Annotated in this window: 14 protein-coding genes; 4 read left to right on the top strand and 10 right to left on the bottom strand. The window is 74.1% G+C overall.

The window, feature by feature from the left end; translation table 11 throughout:
• Positions 1 to 183: 183 nt before the first annotated feature.
• Both CD790_RS36555 and CD790_RS02060 read right to left on the bottom strand, forming a co-directional pair.
• Positions 184 to 2,211, bottom strand: a complete 2,028-nt coding sequence (locus tag CD790_RS36555) for a hypothetical protein (RefSeq protein WP_186318835.1) — start codon at positions 2,209 to 2,211, stop codon at positions 184 to 186.
• A gap of 268 nt (positions 2,212 to 2,479) precedes the next feature.
• A complete protein-coding gene (locus tag CD790_RS02060; protein WP_144381860.1) occupies positions 2,480 to 4,303 on the bottom strand; it encodes an ABC-F family ATP-binding cassette domain-containing protein in 1,824 nt (607 codons plus the stop codon).
• Between the two features lie 181 nt (positions 4,304 to 4,484).
• Here CD790_RS02060 and CD790_RS02055 point away from each other — a divergent pair, with 181 nt between their 5' ends.
• Positions 4,485 to 4,796: a hypothetical protein gene (locus CD790_RS02055; RefSeq protein ID WP_144381210.1), complete on the top strand. Its 312-nt coding sequence runs from the start codon at positions 4,485 to 4,487 to the stop codon at positions 4,794 to 4,796.
• A gap of 21 nt (positions 4,797 to 4,817) precedes the next feature.
• On the opposite strand, the gene CD790_RS02050 is transcribed toward CD790_RS02055, so the two are convergent.
• The 6 genes from CD790_RS02050 to rsmI all read right to left on the bottom strand — a co-directional run bounded on the left by CD790_RS02050 (position 4,818) and on the right by rsmI (position 10,871).
• Entirely contained in the window at positions 4,818 to 5,729 is a 912-nt protein-coding gene (locus CD790_RS02050) for a 4-(cytidine 5'-diphospho)-2-C-methyl-D-erythritol kinase (RefSeq protein WP_144381209.1), read from the bottom strand.
• Positions 5,730 to 5,852: 123 nt separating this feature from the next.
• A complete protein-coding gene (gene rsmA, locus CD790_RS02045; RefSeq protein ID WP_144381859.1) occupies positions 5,853 to 6,698 on the bottom strand; it encodes a 16S rRNA (adenine(1518)-N(6)/adenine(1519)-N(6))-dimethyltransferase RsmA in 846 nt (281 codons plus the stop codon).
• A gap of 110 nt (positions 6,699 to 6,808) precedes the next feature.
• Complete coding sequence (locus CD790_RS02040) at positions 6,809 to 7,957, bottom strand: ubiquitin-like domain-containing protein (protein WP_313956450.1); 1,149 nt, start codon at positions 7,955 to 7,957, stop codon at positions 6,809 to 6,811.
• 113 nt (positions 7,958 to 8,070) lie between these two features.
• The gene (locus tag CD790_RS02035) at positions 8,071 to 8,979 is read right to left on the bottom strand and encodes a TatD family hydrolase (protein WP_144381208.1); all 909 of its coding nucleotides are present in this window, start codon (positions 8,977 to 8,979) and stop codon (positions 8,071 to 8,073) included.
• A 242-nt stretch (positions 8,980 to 9,221) separates the two neighbouring features.
• On the bottom strand, positions 9,222 to 9,680 hold the full coding sequence (locus CD790_RS02030; RefSeq protein ID WP_186318834.1) for a hypothetical protein: 459 nt from the start codon (positions 9,678 to 9,680) through the stop codon (positions 9,222 to 9,224).
• A gap of 294 nt (positions 9,681 to 9,974) precedes the next feature.
• Positions 9,975 to 10,871, bottom strand: coding sequence for a 16S rRNA (cytidine(1402)-2'-O)-methyltransferase (gene rsmI, locus CD790_RS02025; RefSeq protein WP_144381207.1), 897 nt, complete (start codon positions 10,869 to 10,871; stop codon positions 9,975 to 9,977).
• Between the two features lie 230 nt (positions 10,872 to 11,101).
• Here rsmI and CD790_RS02020 point away from each other — a divergent pair, with 230 nt between their 5' ends.
• Entirely contained in the window at positions 11,102 to 12,859 is a 1,758-nt protein-coding gene (locus CD790_RS02020) for a dolichyl-phosphate-mannose--protein mannosyltransferase (RefSeq protein WP_144381856.1), read from the top strand.
• A gap of 106 nt (positions 12,860 to 12,965) precedes the next feature.
• A complete protein-coding gene (locus tag CD790_RS02015; RefSeq protein ID WP_144381206.1) occupies positions 12,966 to 14,633 on the top strand; it encodes a penicillin-binding transpeptidase domain-containing protein in 1,668 nt (555 codons plus the stop codon).
• Between the two features lie 151 nt (positions 14,634 to 14,784).
• Here the strand turns inward: CD790_RS02015 and CD790_RS02010 are convergent, their stop codons facing one another.
• Positions 14,785 to 16,134, bottom strand: a complete 1,350-nt coding sequence (locus CD790_RS02010) for an ABC transporter permease (RefSeq protein ID WP_144381205.1) — start codon at positions 16,132 to 16,134, stop codon at positions 14,785 to 14,787.
• Between the two features lie 308 nt (positions 16,135 to 16,442).
• On the opposite strand from CD790_RS02010, the gene CD790_RS02005 reads away from it, so the two are divergent.
• The gene (locus CD790_RS02005; RefSeq protein ID WP_144381204.1) at positions 16,443 to 17,294 is read left to right on the top strand and encodes a DMT family transporter; all 852 of its coding nucleotides are present in this window, start codon (positions 16,443 to 16,445) and stop codon (positions 17,292 to 17,294) included.
• Between the two features lie 64 nt (positions 17,295 to 17,358).
• Here the strand turns inward: CD790_RS02005 and CD790_RS02000 are convergent, their stop codons facing one another.
• On the bottom strand, positions 17,359 to 17,631 hold the full coding sequence (locus tag CD790_RS02000; RefSeq protein WP_144381203.1) for a DUF1876 domain-containing protein: 273 nt from the start codon (positions 17,629 to 17,631) through the stop codon (positions 17,359 to 17,361).
• Positions 17,632 to 17,668 lie beyond the last annotated feature (37 nt).

Raw genomic sequence — 17,668 nt, 5'->3', positions numbered from 1 at the left:
CCCCTTACCGGGAAGAAGCCCCCCGGAATGCCGAAATCCCGGCCAATGGCGCCTACTTGACATCACGTCAGCGTCCGAAAGGGATCGTTCCGCTACCGTCGAGCGACCCCTTTATACGGCAGCGGCCCCGCCGGCACAGCAGTGCGGGCGGGGCCACGGCGATCATTGGCCGGCGGCGGAAGATCAGCTGGAGGCGCCGAAGACCATGGCGAGCGGGTCGTCCTTGTCGTACTTGCTGGACGGCTTGTCCGCGTAGACGGCCCCCAGGTAGAGACGACCGTTCCCGTAGACCACCCATTCGTGGTTCGGGGCGAAGTCGCCCTCCAGCTCGGCGCTGGCATCGGGGTTGCGCAGCAGCTGCGACTTCTCGTACTTCGTCGGGTGGATCCGCCAGACGCCGCCGCCCTTGGAGTAGCTGCTCTCCTGGTAGACGATGACGTAGCCGTCCTTGTCCACGCCCAGCGGCACCAGGGTGGCCTCCGCGACGCCGTCGGCCTTGCCGACCGCCTTGCCCGTCTTCAGGCTGAAGGCGACGATCTCGTTCTGCGCCCCGGAGTTGGAGCTGGGGCGCTCCTCCGTGGCCATGAACAGCGTGTCGGCCTCCTTGCTGACGGCGAGCTGGGCGCAGCCCTCCACGTTGACCGACTCGCACTTGGCGGTGTACTGGCCGTTCAGCGTGGCGATCTTGCTGCGCAGCTTGCCGGCCTTCGCGCTGTCGTCGATGACGAGGAAGTCGGAGACCGCCGCGCCCGTGGAGTCACCGGCGTCGAAGCCGATGATCAGCGGGTCGGTGGAGGCCACGTGGACGTACTCGATGCCCGAGGGCACCGTGTAGGAGGACTTCACCGCGCCGGAGGTCGGGTCGACGGTCTGCACCTCGATGCGCGGGTTGCTGTAGTCGCCGCACTGGTGGACCGCGACCAGCTTGTCACTGCCGCCGGCGTAGCCCTGGTCGGCGCAGTCGTCGCCCTCCGTGGGCTTCCACAGCTCCTTGCCGGCCAGCGACCAGGCGGCGCCGCCGCGGGATCCGCCCGCGGCCACGGTGCCGCCGCCGATGGTGACCTCGTCGAAGGTGACGCGGTCGCCCTCCTCGGCGATGTGCTTCTTCCACACCATCTTGCCGGCGTTGAGGTCGATGAGGCCGACCTCGGAGCAGCTCGCGTAGTCGTCCTTGTTCTTGGGCTTGTGGTCCTCGAAGAGCACCGCGGTCTTGCCGTCCTCGGTGACATGGGCCGAGGACCAGCAGATCTCGCCGTCCAGCGGGATCTTCCACTTGCTGCTGCGGCCGTCCGGCGAGAAGCCGAGGATCTCGTTGACGCCGGCCTTGGCGAAGACCGTGTCGGTCGTCCAGACGCCGGGGACCTTGAACAGGTCGTCGACCTTGGGCATGGGCACCTTGGCGAGCAGCTCGGCGTCGACCGTCTCCGCGGGGGGGACGTCCTTGAAGGGGTCCTTGCCGCCGTTCTTGCCGCCCTCGCCGCCCTCGGTCCCGCCCTCGCTGCCGCTCGCGGTGGGGCCGGGCTTGGGCTTGGGCTCGGGGTCGTCCTTGGTGGCGAAGAAGATGCCGACGCCGGCGGCGAGCGCGACCGCGACCACCGCGCTGACGATGACCATCATCCGCTGCTTGGACTTGCCGCTCCCGCCCGGGGTGCCGGGCACCGTGGGGTAGCCGCCGGAGGGGTACGCGCCCGGGGGCGCGGCCTGCGGCGGGTAGCCGTACTGCTGCTGCGGGCCGGTGGCGAACGGGGAGGGCATGCCCACCTGGGTGGGCTGTGCGTGCACGGGCTGGCCCGGGAGGCCGCCCGGCGGCGGGGTCTGCGGCGCCGACGCGGGAGCCTGCGGATAGCCGTAGCCACCGGCGTTCTGCGGCGGAGTCTGCGGCGGCTGGCCCGGGAAGCCGCCCGGCGGCGGGGTCTGTGGCGCCGACGCGGGAGCCTGCGGATAGCCGTAACCACCGGCGTTCTGCGGCGGGGTCTGCGGCGGCTGACCCGGCGCCTGGGCGGGGGCCTGCGGCGGATAGCCGTAGCCGCCCGCGTTCTGCGGCGGGGTCTGCGGCGGCTGACCCGGCGCCTGGCCGGGGGCCTGCGGCGGGTACCCGTAGCCGCCCGCGTTCTGCGGGGGCTGGCCGGGCGGAGGGGTCTGCGGTGCGCCGAAGCCGCCCCCGGGCGAGCCAGGGGGAGGCTGGTTGGGCGGCTGGGGCGGCTGTGACATCGGGTATTTCCTTCTCGCGCGGGCTCAGCGGCCGATCGGTCTCCCCCGCGATCCCGAGGGGCACCTCCCGGCGACAGCTGGGAGAGGATCAAAACCCCTCGGGAAGGAGCGAATCGGACATGAAACCCGCCAGTCAACGGCTGGCAAGCGGGAGTTCTTTGTATCACCCGACCCGTGCGCCCCACGGGCTGGTCTCACCGGGACCGCCGGCCGAGACCCGCCCGTGATGAGGTTGTTGCAGGTGCGGCACCGCACCTCCACGCGCCCCTCACACCTCGTCGGCCAGCTCCAGCCAGCGCAGTTCGAGCTCCTCCCGCTCGCCCGCCAGCTCGCGCAGCTGGGCGTCGAGGCCCGCGACCTTCTCGAAGTCCGTGGCGTGCTCGGCGATCTGCTCGTGCAGCTTCGTCTCCTGCTCGCTGACGCGGTCCAGGCGGCGCTCGATGCGCTGGAGTTCCTTCTTCGTGGCCCGGGTGTCGCCGCCGCCCTTGGGCTTGGCGGGCGCGGCGCCGCCGCCCGAGGCCCCGGCCCCGGGCGTCGCGGCCGCGTTGGCGGCAGCGGCGGCCGCCTCGCGCCGCTCCAGGTACTCGTCGATGCCGCGCGGCAGCATCCGCAGCGTGGCGTCGCCCAGCAGCGCCAGCACCCGGTCCGTGGTGCGCTCGACGAAGTAGCGGTCGTGGCTGATGACCACCAGCGAGCCGGGCCAGCCGTCGAGCAGGTCCTCCAGCTGGGTGAGCGTCTCGATGTCGAGGTCGTTGGTGGGCTCGTCCAGGAACAGCACGTTCGGCTCGTCCATGAGCAGCCGCAGGATCTGCAGCCGGCGCCGCTCACCACCGGAGAGGTCGCCCACCGGAGTCCACTGCTTCTCCTTGGTGAAGCCGAACTTCTCGCACAGCTGGCCCGCCGTCATCTCCCGGCCCTTGCCCAGGTCGACGCGGTCCCGCACCTGCTGGACGGCCTCCAGCACCCGCTTGTCCGGGTCGAGTTCGGCGACGTCCTGGGAGAGGTAGGCGAGCCGCACGGTCTTGCCGACCACGATCCGGCCCGCCGCGGGCTGCTTCTCGCCCTCGGTGCGGGCGGCCTCGGCCAGCGCCCGCAGCAGCGAGGTCTTGCCGGCGCCGTTGACGCCGACCAGACCGATGCGGTCGCCGGGGCCGAGCTGCCAGGTCAGGTGCTTCAGCAGCACCTTCGGGCCGGCCTGGACGGTCACGCTCTCCAGGTCGAAGACGGTCTTGCCCAGACGCGAGCCGGCGAAGCGCATCAGCTCGGAGGAGTCGCGCGGCGGCGGCACGTCCGCGATCAGCTCGTTGGCCGCCTCGATACGGAAGCGCGGCTTGCTGGTGCGGGCCGGGGCGCCGCGGCGCAGCCAGGCCAGCTCCTTGCGCATGAGGTTCTGCCGCTTGGCCTCCTCGGTGGCGGCGATGCGCTCCCGCTCGGCCCGGGCGAAGACGTAGTCGCTGTAGCCGCCCTCGTACTCGTGGACGACGCCGCGCTGCACGTCCCACATGCGGGTGCAGACCTGGTCCAGGAACCACCGGTCGTGGGTGACGCAGACCAGCGCCGAGCGGCGGGCGCTCAGGTGCCGGGCGAGCCAGGAGATGCCCTCCACGTCCAGGTGGTTGGTGGGCTCGTCCAGCACGATCAGGTCCTGCTCGGCGATGAGCAGCTTGGCCAGCGCGATCCGGCGCCGCTCGCCGCCGGAGAGCGGGCCGATCACCGTGTCCAGGCCCTGCGGGAAGGAGGGCAGGTCGAGTCCGCCGAACAGCCCGGTGAGCACGTCGCGGATCTTGGCGTTGCCGGCCCACTCGTGGTCGGCCAGGTCGCCGATCACCTCATGCCGGATGGTGGCCGCCGGGTCGAGGGAGTCGTGCTGGGTGAGCACGGCCAGCCGCAGCCCGCCGGCGTGGGTGACGCGGCCGCTGTCGGCCTCCTCCAGCCGGGCCAGCATCCGGATCAGGGTGGTCTTGCCGTCTCCGTTGCGGCCGACGACGCCGATCCGGTCGCCCTCGTTGACGCCGAGGGAGACGCCGTCGAGCAGCGCACGGGTGCCGTACACCTTGCCGACGGCTTCCAGATTGACGAGGTTGGTGGCCATCTCACTCCTGCTCATGCGGTTCGATCGGGCTTCCGACCGGCATCCCAGGGTAGTCGCCGCGCGCGGTGTACCGAGTACGGCGGCGGAGCCGGCCGGGCACCGGTCTGAGTAGCTCTCCGGGCCACGGGTCTGAGTAGCTCTACGGATGCCGCCCCTCGCCGGGCCCACCTAGCGTCGCGGCATGGACCGCCTCGTCACGGTGGCGCGCCTGCTCGGCCTGATCCTGCTGTGGGCCTTCGCGGCGCTCACCTTCTGCCTCACGCCGTGGATCGCGATGTCCGGCGACAGCTGCCACGACGGCGACCCGCGCTTGGTGTGCACGGCCGTCGGCCGGCAGGCAGCCGTCTACCTCCCGGTGTACACCTCGGTGGGCGCCGCCCTGGTCGGCACCTGGGGCGCCCGCTCGCGCCGCCCCCGGGCCGCGCTCGGCTGGGTGCTGTCGATGGCCGCGCTGGCGGCCGTCTGGGCGGTCCAGCCGGTGTTCGTGTCCTGAGGCGGGGAGCCGGCGACCGGCTCAGCCGGCGACCACCCGGGCTCCCTCGGCCGGGCCGGTGGCCACCCGGGCCGCGCGGCAGCTTCCGGAGGCGAGCAGGGAGGCGGCCACGGCCTCGGCGTCCTGGCCGTCCTTCACCAGGAACGCGCAGGTCGGGCCGGAGCCGGAGACCAGGGAGGCCAGCGCGCCGGCCTCGGTGCCCACCCGGAGCGTCTCGGCGAGGGAGGGGCGCAGCGAGACGGCGGCGGCCTGGAGGTCGTTGTCGACGGCGGCGGCCAGCGCGGCCGCGTCGCCGGTGCGCAGCGCCTCCAGCAGGGCGGCGGACGGCTCGGGGTCGGGGACGGCGGCGTCGCCGCGCAGCCGGTCGCACTCGCGGTAGACCGCGGGCGTGGACAGGCCGCCGTCGGCGACGGCGAAGACCCAGTGGAAGGCGCCGCCGACCTCCAGCGGGGTGAGCAGCTCGCCCCGGCCGCGGCCCAGCGCCGCCCCGCCGATCAGGCTGAACGGCACGTCGCTGCCCAACTCGGCGCAGATCTCCAGGAGTTCCTCGCGGGAGGCACCGGTGCCCCACAGCGCGTCGCAGCCGACCAGGGCGGCCGCCCCGTCGGCGCTGCCGCCGGCCATGCCGCCGGCCACCGGGATGTCCTTGGCGATGTGCAGGTGCACGCGCGCCTCGCGCCCGTGCCGCTCGGCGAGGGCGAGCGCGGCGCGCGCGGCCAGGTTGGTCCGGTCGGTCGGGACCTGGTGCGCGTCGGCCCCGGAGACGGTGATCCGGAGCTCGTCCGCGGGCGTGACGGTGACCTCGTCGTAGAGCCCCACGGCGAGGAAGACGTTGGCCAGGTCGTGGAAGCCGTCGGGGCGCGGGCCGCCGACCGCCAGCTGCACGTTGACCTTGGCCGGGACCCGTACGGTCACGGAGTCGGGCGCGCTCACCGCGCGGCTCCCTTCTGCGCCGCGCTCAGCACGGCCGCGTTCCGCGCCGCGCTCGGGGCGCGGCTGTTCCCTCTGCGCCGCGCTCACCGCGCGGGCACCCGTGACGAACGCCCGGCGCCGCGCTCAGGACGCGGCGTTCTTCTGTTCGGCGATCGCCGCGAACTCCTCGACTGTAAGGGACTCGCCGCGTGCCTGGGGCGAGATGCCGGCGGCGACCAGGGCCGCCTCGGCCGCGGCGGCGGAGCCCGCCCAGCCGGCGAGGGCGGCGCGCAGCGTCTTGCGGCGCTGCGCGAAGGCGGCGTCGACGACCGCGAAGACCTCGTCCCGGGTGGCGCTGGTGGCGAGCGGGGCGGTGCGGCGGACGAGCGAGACCAGGCCGGAGTCGACGTTGGGGGCGGGCCAGAAGACGTTGCGGCCGATGGCGCCGGCCCGCTTCACCTCGGCGTACCAGTTGGCCTTCACCGACGGGACGCCGTAGACCTTGGAGCCGGGGCGGGCGGCGAGCCGGTCGGCGACCTCGGCCTGGACCATGACCAGGGTGCGGTCGATGGTCGGGAAGGTGGCCAGCATGTGCAGCAGCACCGGCACGGCGACGTTGTACGGCAGGTTGGCGACGAGCGCCGTCGGCGCCGGGCCGGGCAGCTCGGTGACCCGCATCGCGTCGGAGTGCACCAGCGCGAAGCGGTCGGCGCGGCCGGGCAGCCGGGCCGCGACCGTGCTCGGCAGCGCGGCGGCGAGCACGTCGTCGATCTCCACCGCCGTCACCCGGTCCGCGACCTCCAGCAGGGCCAGGGTCAGCGAGCCGAGGCCGGGGCCGACCTCCACGACCACGTCGTCGGGGCGGACGTCGGCGGTGCGGACGATCCGACGGACGGTGTTGGCGTCGATGACGAAGTTCTGGCCGCGCTGCTTGGTCGGGCGCACGCCCAGCACGGCGGCCAGCTCCCGGATGTCGGCGGGCCCGAGCAGCGCGTCGGCGCCGTCGGCGTCGGGCGCCCCGGCGGGGGCGTGGCCGGCGCTGGGACCGGTGCTGTCGGCGGGCTCGGGGAGGCCGGCGGGATCGGCGGGATCGGTGGAACTCACTGGTGAAGTCTACGGCCGCAGTGCGGCCAGGCACTCGCGCCCCGTTGCACGTACAGCCGCTTGGCGCGGTAGGTCTGCTCGGCGGCCGGGGCGTCCTGCGGGCGGCCGCGGCCGCCCAGCGACCGCCAGGTGGGCTCGTCGAACTGGTACAGCCCGCCGTAGGTCCCGGAGGCGTCCACCGCGTTCGGCCGGCCGCCGGACTCGCAGACGGCCATGGCCCGCCAGTTGAGCCCGTCGGCGGCGCCGACCGAGGTCGGGATCGGCTTGGTGCCCACCCGGACGATCTGCGCCACCGCCTCCCGCACCGTCTCGACGCCCACCTGCCGCGGCCGCTGCGGCACGCCGTTGACCGTGCGCACCGCGTAGGTGATCCGCCGCACGCCCGGCCGCCCCAGCCGCTCCACGATCTCGGTGCCGCGGAAGACCGTCGGGTCCTCCCGTCGCGCGGTCAGGAAGGGGATCGTCACCTCCCGGGTCTCCTGCCCCGCGGTGATCCGCATGACCGAGATCGTCTGGCCGTCGCGCGGGAAGTCGTCGAGCGGCACCGAGGTGGTGTCCTCGCCGTGCAGCGCCAGGCCCGCCTCCCACACCGCCTCGCGGACGGTCGCGGCGTTGGTGCGGACGGTGTGCTCGCGGCCGTCGGCCACGAAGGTCACGGTGCGTTCGGTGCGCACGTCCAGGGTGAGGCCGCGGCGCGAGATGGCGGCGGAGCGGGAGGCGGACAGGTAGGCCCCCTCGGCCCGCACCCCGAGCTGGCGCAGCGCGCCGTCGACGGTGCGGGCGGTGGTCCACACCTCGCGGCGCTCGCCGTCCAGGGTGAGGGCGACCGGTCGGCCGTAGCGGACGGCGACCTCGTCGCCGCTGCTGAGCGGCCGGTTCGGGGCGGGCGCCACCAGGTCGTGGCGGCCCACCGCCACCCCCTCCTCGGCCAGCAGCTCCCCGACGTCGTCCGCGAAGGTGTGCAGGCTGCGCGGGGCGCCGTCGACGCTGAGCAGGACGGCCTTGTCCTCGGAGACGAAGGCCGAGGTGCCGCCGGCGAGCGCGGCGACGACCAGCGCCTGCGGCAGCAGCCGGCTCATGGGGGCGGGGCGGTCGACGGCGCGCCTGCGGCGGGTGGCGCGGTGGCTGTGGTGCGCATGGCTCACTGCGGGCACTCCACGTTTCCTGGCGGGCGGGTCCGGTGCGGGTCCCGGACCTTAGCGGAGCGACCGTGACTGTCCCAAGCGACACCACTACGCGGCGTGGCCGCCGCCGACCATCACCCCAACGGGTAGCCGAAGGCGCGCGCCGTGTTGGCCCCGACGGCCGCGGCCAGGTCGTCCTCGGGCATTCCCTTGACCGCCGCCATGGCGCGCAGGGTCACGGGGACGAGGTACGGCGCGTTGGGCCGCCCGCGGTACGGGGCGGGGGTCAGGAACGGGGCGTCGGTCTCCACCAGGACCAGCTCGGCGGGGGTGACGGCGAGCGCGTCGCGCAGCGGCTGCGCGTTCTTGAAGGTGACGTTGCCGGCGAAGGACAGGTAGTAGCCCTTGTCGGCGCAGACCTTCGCCATCTCGGCGTCCCCGGAGTAGCAGTGGAAGACGACGGTGTCGGGCGCGCCCTCCTCGTCCAGGACCCGCAGCACGTCCTCGTGCGCCTCCCGGTCGTGGATGACCAGGGCCTTGCCGTGCCGCTTGGCGATGTCGATGTGGCGGCGGAAGGACAGCTGCTGGGCGGCGACGCCCTCCGGGCCGGTGCGGAAGTAGTCCAGCCCGGTCTCGCCGACCGCCCGCACCTGGTCCAGCGCGGCCAGCGCGTCGATCTCGGCGAGGGCCGCGTCGAGCCCGGCGGCGCCGCCGGGCTCGCGCGCGCCCTGCCGTGACCAGCCGTCCGGGTCCCCGTGCACGATCCGGGGCGCCTCGTTGGGGTGCAGCGCGACCGCCGCCCAGACGTCGGGGTGGGCGGCGGCCGTCTCGGCCGCCCAGCGGGACCCCGCGATGTCGCAGCCCACCTGGACCACGGTCGTCACCCCTACGGAGGCGGCCTTGGCCAAAGCCTCCTCGACGGTGCCGTCCTGCATGTCCAGATGGGTGTGCGAGTCGGCGACCGGCACCCGGAGCGGCTCCGGGAGCGGCGGCGCGGCGTCCTTGGCCGCGCCGGAGGGGTCCTGCTTGGTGCTGGGGCTCATGCCCGCGATCCTACGAAGCCGGCCGGGACCCGGGCCAACGGCTTACGCGGCGGCACCCCGCTCGGGGGCGGCCACGCTCGGGGGCGGCCACGCTCGGAGGCGGCCACGCTCGGAGGCGGCCACGCTCGGAGGCGGCCACGCTCGGGAGCGGCCACGCTCGGGAGCGGCCACGCTCGGGAGCGGCCACGCTCGGGAGCGGCCACGCTCGGGAGCGGCCGCCTCCACCCCGGCGTTCGACCGGGCTACTTCCCCTCGCGGTGGTGCTGGAAGGGGTGGAGCAGGTCGGACAGGTGCCAGCCGCGCGCGGCCCCCTCGCCCGGCGCGTCCACGTGCACCGGCCCGGGCGGCTCGTGCCGGACCGGCTCGGGGGCGCGGTGCAGCTCCTCGATGCTGGCGGCGACGGACGAGACCTGGCCGGAGCGCATGATGCGCACGACGTGGGCGCCACAGTTCGCGCAGGTCGGACGGGTCAGCGGGGAGGGGACGCGCTCACCGTCCGCCTTGTAGACGACGAAGGGGTGCCCCTCGGCGTCGATGTGGTGCTCTATCTCGTACGCCTGCTCCCAGCCGTGGCCGCACTTCATACAGGCGAAGGCGTACGCCTCGTGGGCGATCTCCCCGGTCATCGCCGGGCCGGTGGGGTGGGTCGGGGCGTGGGCCGTGGTGTGCGCACCACTCGAAGTGCCCGCGATCTCGCTCATGGCAGCTCCTCTTGTCCGCTGGACAAGTCGTTCCGGGATCGGTCATCCGGTCCCGGTATCCAGTGGACGCCCTCCGAGGCCGGACCGCAGCATCCCTTCCACCTCTTGGGGCAGATTTGGCGAGGCGATGCCAATCCGCCCCGCGGGTGCGGTCCAGGCTTTGCCTTTCACGATAGCCCTTTACCTGATGGTGGGCTTTTCGGCCGCGTGGCAGGGATATTCCAGCCGCGCCCTGGTCCTTCCAGCCACGGCTGAGCGGGCCTTTCGGCCATGGCCCAGCGTCCGCGGACCCCCTCAGCCGCGCGCGTCCCCGGCGCCCGCGTGCCCCGCGCCCGTGCCCCCGGCGCCCGCGTCCTTCTTCGCGGCCACCACCGCGTCGAACACCTCGCGCTTGGGCACCCCGACCTCGACGGCGACCGCCGCGATGGCCTCCTTGCGGCGCTCGCCGGCCTCCTCCCGCACGGCGACCAGCCGGGCCAGCTCGGCGGCGTCCAGCTCCTGGGGCGCGCGCTCGGCGGCCCCTTCGACCACGACGGTGATCTCGCCGCGCACTCCTTCGGCCGCCCACGTGGCCAGCTCCGCCAGCGGGCCGCGGCGGACCTCCTCGTAGGTCTTGGTCAGCTCCCGGCACACGGCCGCGCGCCGGTCGGCGCCGAAGACCTCGACCATCGCGGCGAGGGTCGCGTCCAGGCGGTGCGGCGCCTCGAAGTACACCAGCGTGCGTCGCTCCTCGGCGACCTCGCGCAGCCGGCCCAGCCGCTCGCCCGACTTGCGCGGCAGGAAGCCCTCGAAGCAGAACCGGTCCACGGGCAGCCCGGACACGGCCAGCGCGGTGAGCACCGCGGACGGCCCGGGGACGGCCGTGACCTTGACGCCCTGCTCCACGGCCGCCGCCACCAGCCGGTAACCCGGGTCGGACACCGACGGCATCCCCGCGTCGGTCACCAGCAGCACCCGGGCGCCCCCGGTCAGCGCTTCCACCAGCTCGGGGGTGCGGGCCGCCTCGTTCCCCTCGAAGTACGACACGACCCGGCCGGTCGGCTGCACCTCCAGCGCCTGCGTGAGCCGTCGCAGTCGCCGGGTGTCCTCCGCCGCGATCACATCCGCGGCCGCCAGCTCCGCCGCCAGTCGTGGTGGCGCGTCCGCGGTGTCGCCGATGGGGGTCCCTGCGAGTACGAGTGTTCCGGTCACGCCCCCATCCTCCCAGGCCCCACGGGTCTCTCGCGGCGGCGGTGCCGGTCCGCCCGCCCGGACCGACACCCCTGGCTCTCCTCCACTGCGGCGGGGCCGGTCGCGGACCGGGGCCCGGACAAGGGCGGGTGGGCGGGAAGGGGCGGACACCGGCGGGAGGAATCCGCACACAGCGGACCCCACACAGGCCCGTTCCCTACGATGGCGCGGTGACGAGTGACACCGCGACCATGGCCCAACGCGGCCGCGCCGCAGCTCCGCAGCCCAGCTGGCAGCTCCGGCTGCGCCGCTTCGGGTACGCCGGGCGGCCACACTCCGACGTCCGGGACCGGCTGGTGCCGCCGTACCCGGAGCCGGACAAGCGGCTGTGGGCGACGCTGGGCGCGAGCCCGGCGGCCGCCGACCGGCTGGCGCGGTGGACCGGCTGGGCCGGCCCGCTGCTGGTGGCGCTCTTCGCCGGGCTGCTGCGCTTCTGGAACCTGAGCAGCCCGAACAAGGTCATATTCGACGAGACGTACTACGCCAAGGACGCCTGGTCGCTGCTTCAACTGGGCTACGAGGGCACCTGGCCGGCCAAGGGCGCCAACGAGCAGATCCTGGCGGACCCGCAGCGCATCCCGCTCAGCGACGCCGCCGGATACGTGGTGCACCCGCCCGTCGGCAAGTGGGCCATCGCCGTCGGCGAGCAGCTGTTCGGCCTGACCCCCTTCGGCTGGCGGTTCATGGTCGCGCTGCTCGGCACCCTCTCGGTGCTGATGATCTGTCGCATCGGCCGCCGGCTGTTCCGCTCCACCTTCCTCGGTTGCCTGGCCGGCGCGTTGCTCGCCGTCGACGGCCTGCACTTCGTGATGAGCCGCACCGCCCTGCTCGACCTGGTGCTGATGTTCTTCATCCTGGCGGCCTTCGGCTGTCTGCTGGTGGACCGGGACGCGGCGCGGGCCCGGCTGGCGGCCGCGCTGCCGGTCGGCCCGGACGGGGTGGCGCGCCCGGACGCCGAGGTCGCCGCGCGGTTGAAGCTGGGGCTGCGGCCCTGGCGGATCGCGGCCGGGGTGTGCCTGGGCCTGGCCTGCGGCACCAAGTGGAGCGGGCTCTACGTGCTGGCCGTGTTCGGCCTGATGACGTGGTTGTGGGATGTCGGTGCCCGGCGCACCGCCGGCGCCCGGTCCGGCTACCTCGCCGCCGGCCGGCGCGATCTGCCGTGGGCCTTCCTGTCGCTGGTGCCGGTGGCGATCGGCACCTATGTCGCCTCCTGGGCCGGCTGGTTCGCCAACAGCGGGACGTACAGCGAGAAGACGGGCTGGCGGCAGAGCGGCTACTTCCGCCACTGGGCGGAGTCCCCGAAGCCCGGCGGGGGCGGCTACAGCGACGACGGCGCCTTCTCCTGGCTGCTCAATCCGCTGCGCAGCCTGTGGCACTACGAGCGGGAGGTCTACGACTTCCACGTCGGCCTGGACGACCCGCACATCTACGAGTCCAACCCGTGGAGCTGGCTGGTGCAGTCCCGGCCGGTCTCCTACTTCTACGAGTCGCCGGCGGCCGGCGTCGACGGCTGCCCGGACGGGGCGAAGGGCAAGTGCGCGCGGGAGGTGCTGGCGCTCGGCACCCCGCTGCTGTGGTGGGCGGCCTGCTTCGCGGTGCTGTACCTGCTCTACCGCTGGGCGCTGCGCCGCGACTGGCGGGCGGGGGCGATCCTGGCCGGGATCGTCGGCGGCTATCTGCCGTGGTTCCTGTACCAGGACCGGACCATCTTCTCCTTCTACGCCGTCGCGTTCGTGCCGTTCCTGTGTCTGGCGGTGGCCATGATGGTGGGCGCGCTGCTGGGGCCGCCCCGGGCGACCGAGACCCGGCGGGTGCTGGGGGCGATCGGCGCGGGCTCCCTGGTCCTGCTCATCTTCTGGAACTTCGTCTACTTCTTCCCGATCTACACCGGCCAGGCGATCCCCATGGACGAGTGGCAGTCCCGGATGTGGCTGGACACCTGGGTGTGACGGGAGGGGCGATCTGACCCCTGCCGGGTTTCTCGGTAAGGTGCCCCGCACCGCGCCGCTTCATCAGGTGATGAAGGGCTTTTTGAAGGACTGTGGGGGTTCTCGGATGCGGAGTGGTGCCAGAGCCGCGATCATCGCGGGCGCAGTCAGCGCCGTACTGGTCGGGGTCAGCGGCTGCGGAGGCGGCGAGGACTCGTCGGCGTCCGGGACGCGGAACACACGGGACGGCGGCGCGGACGAGGCCCCCGCCGCCAAGCGGGTGAAGACCGGTCCGCTCAGCGCGGAGGAGGTGACGACCGCCTCCGGTGACTTCCTCGCCGCCTGGGCCGCGGGCGACACCGCCAAGGCCGCCGGGCTGACGGACGACAAGAAGGCGGCGGCCGCGGCGCTGGCCGCGTACCGCAAGGACGCCCACATCGCGAAGGTGACGCTGAAGCCGGTGCCGGGCGGCGGCTCAGGCGCCTCCGTGCCCTTCTCGGTGGCCGCGGAGATCGGCTACGGGAAGCTGCGCGCCCCGCTGGCGTACCGGTCCGCCCTCACCGTGGTGCGGGACGAGGCCACCGGCGAGGCGGTCGTCGACTGGAAGCCCTCGGTGCTCCACCCCAGGCTCGGGGCCGGGGACCGGCTGAGGACGGGCCCGGCGGACGCCCCGCCCATCAAGGCGGTCGACCGCGACGGCAAGGAGCTGCGCGCCGCCGAACACCCGGCGCTCAAGGGCGTGCTGGCGGGGCTGCGCGAGCGGTACGGCAAGAAGGCGGGCGGCACGGCGGGCATCGAGACCTGGATCGCCCGTGGCAAGGGCGCCAAGGGCGCCAACGGCAAGGCGCTGCCGGACGAGACGCTGAAGGTCCTCTCCAAGGGCACCCCCGGCACCCTGAGGACCACCATCGACGCCGGCCTCCAGAAGGCCGCCGAGCGGGCGGTGAACAGGCGGTCCAAGGCCGCGGTGGTGGCGATCAAGCCCAGCACCGGCGAGATCCTGGCGGTCGCCAACTCCCCCGCCGAGGGCTTCAACCTGGCCCTCCAGGGCTCCCTGGCCCCGGGTTCCACGATGAAGGTCATCTCCTCGGCGCTCCTCATCGACAAGGGCCTGGCCTCCTACGGCAAGGCCCACCCGTGCCCCAAGTACTCCTCGTACGGCGGCTGGAAGTTCCAGAACGACAAGAAGTTCGAGATCCGCGGCGGGACCTTCGCGCAGTCCTTCGCCCGCTCCTGCAACACGGCCTTCATCAGCAAGGCGGCCAAGCTCGCCGACGACGACCTGACGAAGGAGGCCCGTGACGTCTTCGGCATCGGCCTCAACTGGCAGACCGGCGTGGCCACCTTCGACGGCGCGGTCCCGGTCCAGAAGGACGCCCCCAAGGCCGCCTCGCTGATCGGCCAGGGCGGTGTGCGGATGAACCCGCTCAACATGGCGTCGGTGGCCGCCACGGTGCGCAGCGGCACCTTCCGGCAGCCGTACTTCGTCTCCCCGAAGCTGGACGGCCGCCCGATCGCCAAGGCCGCCCGCTCCCTGAAGCCGGCCACCGCCAAGCAGTTGCGCGACCTGATGAAGGTCACCGCCACCTCCGGCACCGCCGCGCAGGCGATGGCCGGCGTCGGCGGTGACGCCGGCGCCAAGACCGGCTCGGCCGAGGTGGACGGCCAGGAGAAGCCCAACGGCTGGTTCACCGCCTACCGCGGGGATCTCGCCGCGGCCGCCGTCGTCCCGGCCAGCGGCCACGGCGGCGACACCGCCGGCCCGATCGTGGCCGCGGTGCTGCGGGCGGGCTGACGAGGCGTGACGCGACGGTGCCCCGGACGGGATCTCCCGCCCGGGGCACCGTCGCGTCATGTGCTGGAGCCCGCGTCGTCTGTCGGTGTCCGCATGCCCGGGTCCGCACGCCCGGCGCCACGGGCGGGTCCGCATGGCTCTACCGCGGCGCTCACGCCGCCTTCAGGGCGGCGATCGCCCGGCCGCGCAGCGCCGTCCGCACCGGCAGCCCCGTCGCCAACAGCGTCAGCAGCAGGGTCGCCCCGGCGACGGCCGACGTGAACGGCAGCGGCAGATACGGCCAGGGGGAGCCGAAGGCGGTGTGCAGCATGGGGGCCAGGGTGGCCAGGGCGATGGCGGCGCCGAGCACGAGCGCCGTGAGGGAGACGACGCACGCCTCCCAGGCGGCCATCGCCAGGGCCTGCCGGCGCAGGGTGCCCACCACCCGTAGCAGGGCGATCTCGCGGCGGCGGTCGAAGGAGATCATGGCCAGGGTGTTGGCGGCGGCGATGGCGGCGAAGCCCGCGTACAGCCCCGTGCCCGCGTAGTCGAGCCAGACCTCGCCGGGGGTGCCCGCGGAGCCGGTGTGGTGGGCGGCCGTGGTCCGCATGGCGATCTTGGTGAGGCCGAAGGCGACGACCAGGGTGAGCGGGGTGAGCGCGGCGGCGAAGCGGCGCGGCTGGGAGCGGACGTTGAGCGCCGCGAGACGGGCGCTGCCGCCGAGCCGGCGGGCGGGCGCCGAGACCAGCCGGGCCGCGGGCGCCACCAGGCGCGGGCCCAGCAGCCCGACCCCCGCGCAGAACAGGAGCAGCACCAGGAAGGCGCCCTCGCTCGCCTCGTCCGCCGGTTGGCGCGCCAGCAGCACGGAGAGCGTCACGCCGCCCAGGACCGTCAACAGGCCCAGCGCGCACCGGAACCACCCGAGCCCGGGGCGTCCGGCCGCCGCCTCGGCCGCGGCCCTGGCCGGGCGGAGCAGGGAGAAGCGCAGGGAGCCGAGCGCGGCGGCGAGGGCCGAGGTGACCACGGCGACGGCCAGGCACACCGGCAGGGCCGCCCAGTGGTACCGGAACGCCATCTCGGCCGGGATCAGGCCGTGGTCGCGCATCCCCTGGAACCAGAGCCGTCCCAGGACCGCCCCGAGGCCACAGCCCGCGAGCGCCGCCGGCAGCGTGACCGCGAGCGCCTGGAGCACCACCGCGCGGCGAATCTGCCGGGGGCGGGCGCCGATCGCGCGGACGAGGGCGAACTCCCGGTGCTGCTGCGCCACGGCCGTGCTCATCGTCGACGCGAGCACGAATATCGACATATAGATAGAGCCCACCAGCAGGACGGCCGCCATGTCCCGCACGCCGCTCTCCGCCACCTCCGCGCGGACGCCCGCCGGCAGCCCGTCCCCACTCGTCGCCGTGAGCACGGTGGTGGAGGCGCCCACCACGGTCGCGGCGAACAGCGCCGCGACGGCGGTCCCGGCCAGCGCCGGTCGATGGCCGCGCAGGGCGGAGACGGTCAGTCCTGTGATCATTCCTCAAGCCTGGTAGGCCCGCCGGGGGTTGGCCATGGAGCGAGCCCGCGCTTTCGGGGTGGGGTTGTCCCCACCCCGAAGGCCGGACGGACAGGCCGGAGGCGAAGCCCGCGTGGACGGCCCGGCTCCGGCGGGGCCCGCGCCACCGCCGTGGCGACGCGGGCGGCGGACCGGCCGTCACGCGTCGTCGGCGTGACGAAGATCGCGTCGCGGGGCGGCTCCGGCCGGCGCTAGCGTCGCCCCATGCCCACACCGGACACCGCCGCCCGCCCGTTCGTCCCGGTCGCCCTCCGTCGCATATCCCGGCGGTGACCCCGCTCGTCGCGGCGGCGGTCCTGGTCGCCGCCGTCACCCACGCCTCGTGGAACGCCATCGCGCACGGCATCAAGGACCAGTTGCTCGCCTTCACCCTGGTGAGCGGCGGCGGCGCGCTGTGCGGACTGGCCCTGCTCCCCTTCGTGCCGTTGCCGGACGGCGGCGCCTGGCCGTATCTGATCGCCTCCGCGGTGCTGCACGTCGTCTACTACGCGCTGTTGATGCGCTCCTTCCGACTGGGCGACTTCGGCCAGATGTATCCGATCGCGCGCGGCACCGCGCCGCTGGTCGTCACCGTCCTCGCCGCCGCCTTCGCGGGCGAGCGGCCCGACGGCTGGCAGACGGCCGGAGTCGTCGTCGCCTCGGCGGGGCTGGTGGGCGTCGCCCTGTGGGGCATCCGCGGCTCGGGGGCGCGCCCGCACTGGCCCGCCCTGGCCGCCGCCGTCGCCACGGGGCTGTCGATCGCCGGCTACACCGTCGTCGACGGGCTCGGCGTCCGCGCCTCCGGCAGCTCGATCGGCTACATCGCCTGGCTGATGGCCCTGGAGGGCCTGGCGGTGCCCGCCTACGCCCTGGCCGTACGGCGCGGGTCGCTGCCGCGCCAACTGCGCCCGTTCGCCCGGCGCGGGCTGCTGGGCGGGGCGCTCTCGGTCTTCGCGTACTCCCTGGTGCTGTGGGCTCAGACGCGCGCCCCGCTCGCCCCGATCGCCGCGCTGCGCGAGTCCTCGATCATCGTGGGGGCGGCGATCGGCACGGTCCTCTTCAAGGAGCGCTTCGGCGGGCCGAGGATGGTCGCCGCCGGCCTGCTGGTGGTCGGCATCGGCCTCATGCTGCACGCCGGCTGACGCGGGTCGGCCGGCGTGCGGTGGTGGGGGATGAAGGTGACGTGGACAGGGGAGCCCGGGCGCCTCAGACCTTCAGCCGCTGCACATGCTCGTGCGTGTGCTCCTCGATGTCCTTGACCGCCGCGTGGAGCAGTTGGTGCGACAGGTCCGAGAGCGCCCGCGCGGCCGCGAGCTCGTCCCCGATCGCGGGCACGTTCTCATCGGCCGGGTTGGTGCGCGCCTGTCCCTCGCCGACCAGCGCCCCGGCGCCTTCCTTCCCGGTCAGCCGGGCCTCGCACATGGTCACACGGTCCATGGAGGTGATGCTCAGCTGCACATTCCAGTTCTTGCCCATCATGGTCCGCCTCCTCTCGCCTCCTCTCATGGTCGCGCCA

Source organism: Streptomyces sp. SAJ15, assembly GCF_007595705.1.
Taxonomy (GTDB): Bacteria; Actinomycetota; Actinomycetes; order Streptomycetales; family Streptomycetaceae; genus Streptomyces.
Note: the sequence above shows the minus strand (reverse complement) of the source record. Positions and strands in the feature narration are given on the sequence as shown.

Bases quoted from the DNA above. Each gene is read 5' to 3' on its own strand.
- CD790_RS02060 (WP_144381860.1), bottom strand. From the start codon at position 4,303: ATGGCCACCAACCTCGTCAATCTGGAAGCCGTCGGCAAGGTGTACGGC.
- CD790_RS02000 (WP_144381203.1), bottom strand. From the start codon at position 17,631: ATGATGGGCAAGAACTGGAATGTGCAGCTGAGCATCACCTCCATGGAC.
- CD790_RS36555 (WP_186318835.1), bottom strand. From the start codon at position 2,211: ATGTCACAGCCGCCCCAGCCGCCCAACCAGCCTCCCCCTGGCTCGCCC.
- CD790_RS02055 (WP_144381210.1), top strand. From the start codon at position 4,485: ATGGACCGCCTCGTCACGGTGGCGCGCCTGCTCGGCCTGATCCTGCTG.
- CD790_RS02010 (WP_144381205.1), bottom strand. From the start codon at position 16,134: ATGATCACAGGACTGACCGTCTCCGCCCTGCGCGGCCATCGACCGGCG.
- CD790_RS02020 (WP_144381856.1), top strand. From the start codon at position 11,102: ATGGCCCAACGCGGCCGCGCCGCAGCTCCGCAGCCCAGCTGGCAGCTC.
- CD790_RS02035 (WP_144381208.1), bottom strand. From the start codon at position 8,979: ATGAGCCCCAGCACCAAGCAGGACCCCTCCGGCGCGGCCAAGGACGCC.
- CD790_RS02015 (WP_144381206.1), top strand. From the start codon at position 12,966: ATGCGGAGTGGTGCCAGAGCCGCGATCATCGCGGGCGCAGTCAGCGCC.
- CD790_RS02030 (WP_186318834.1), bottom strand. From the start codon at position 9,680: ATGAGCGAGATCGCGGGCACTTCGAGTGGTGCGCACACCACGGCCCAC.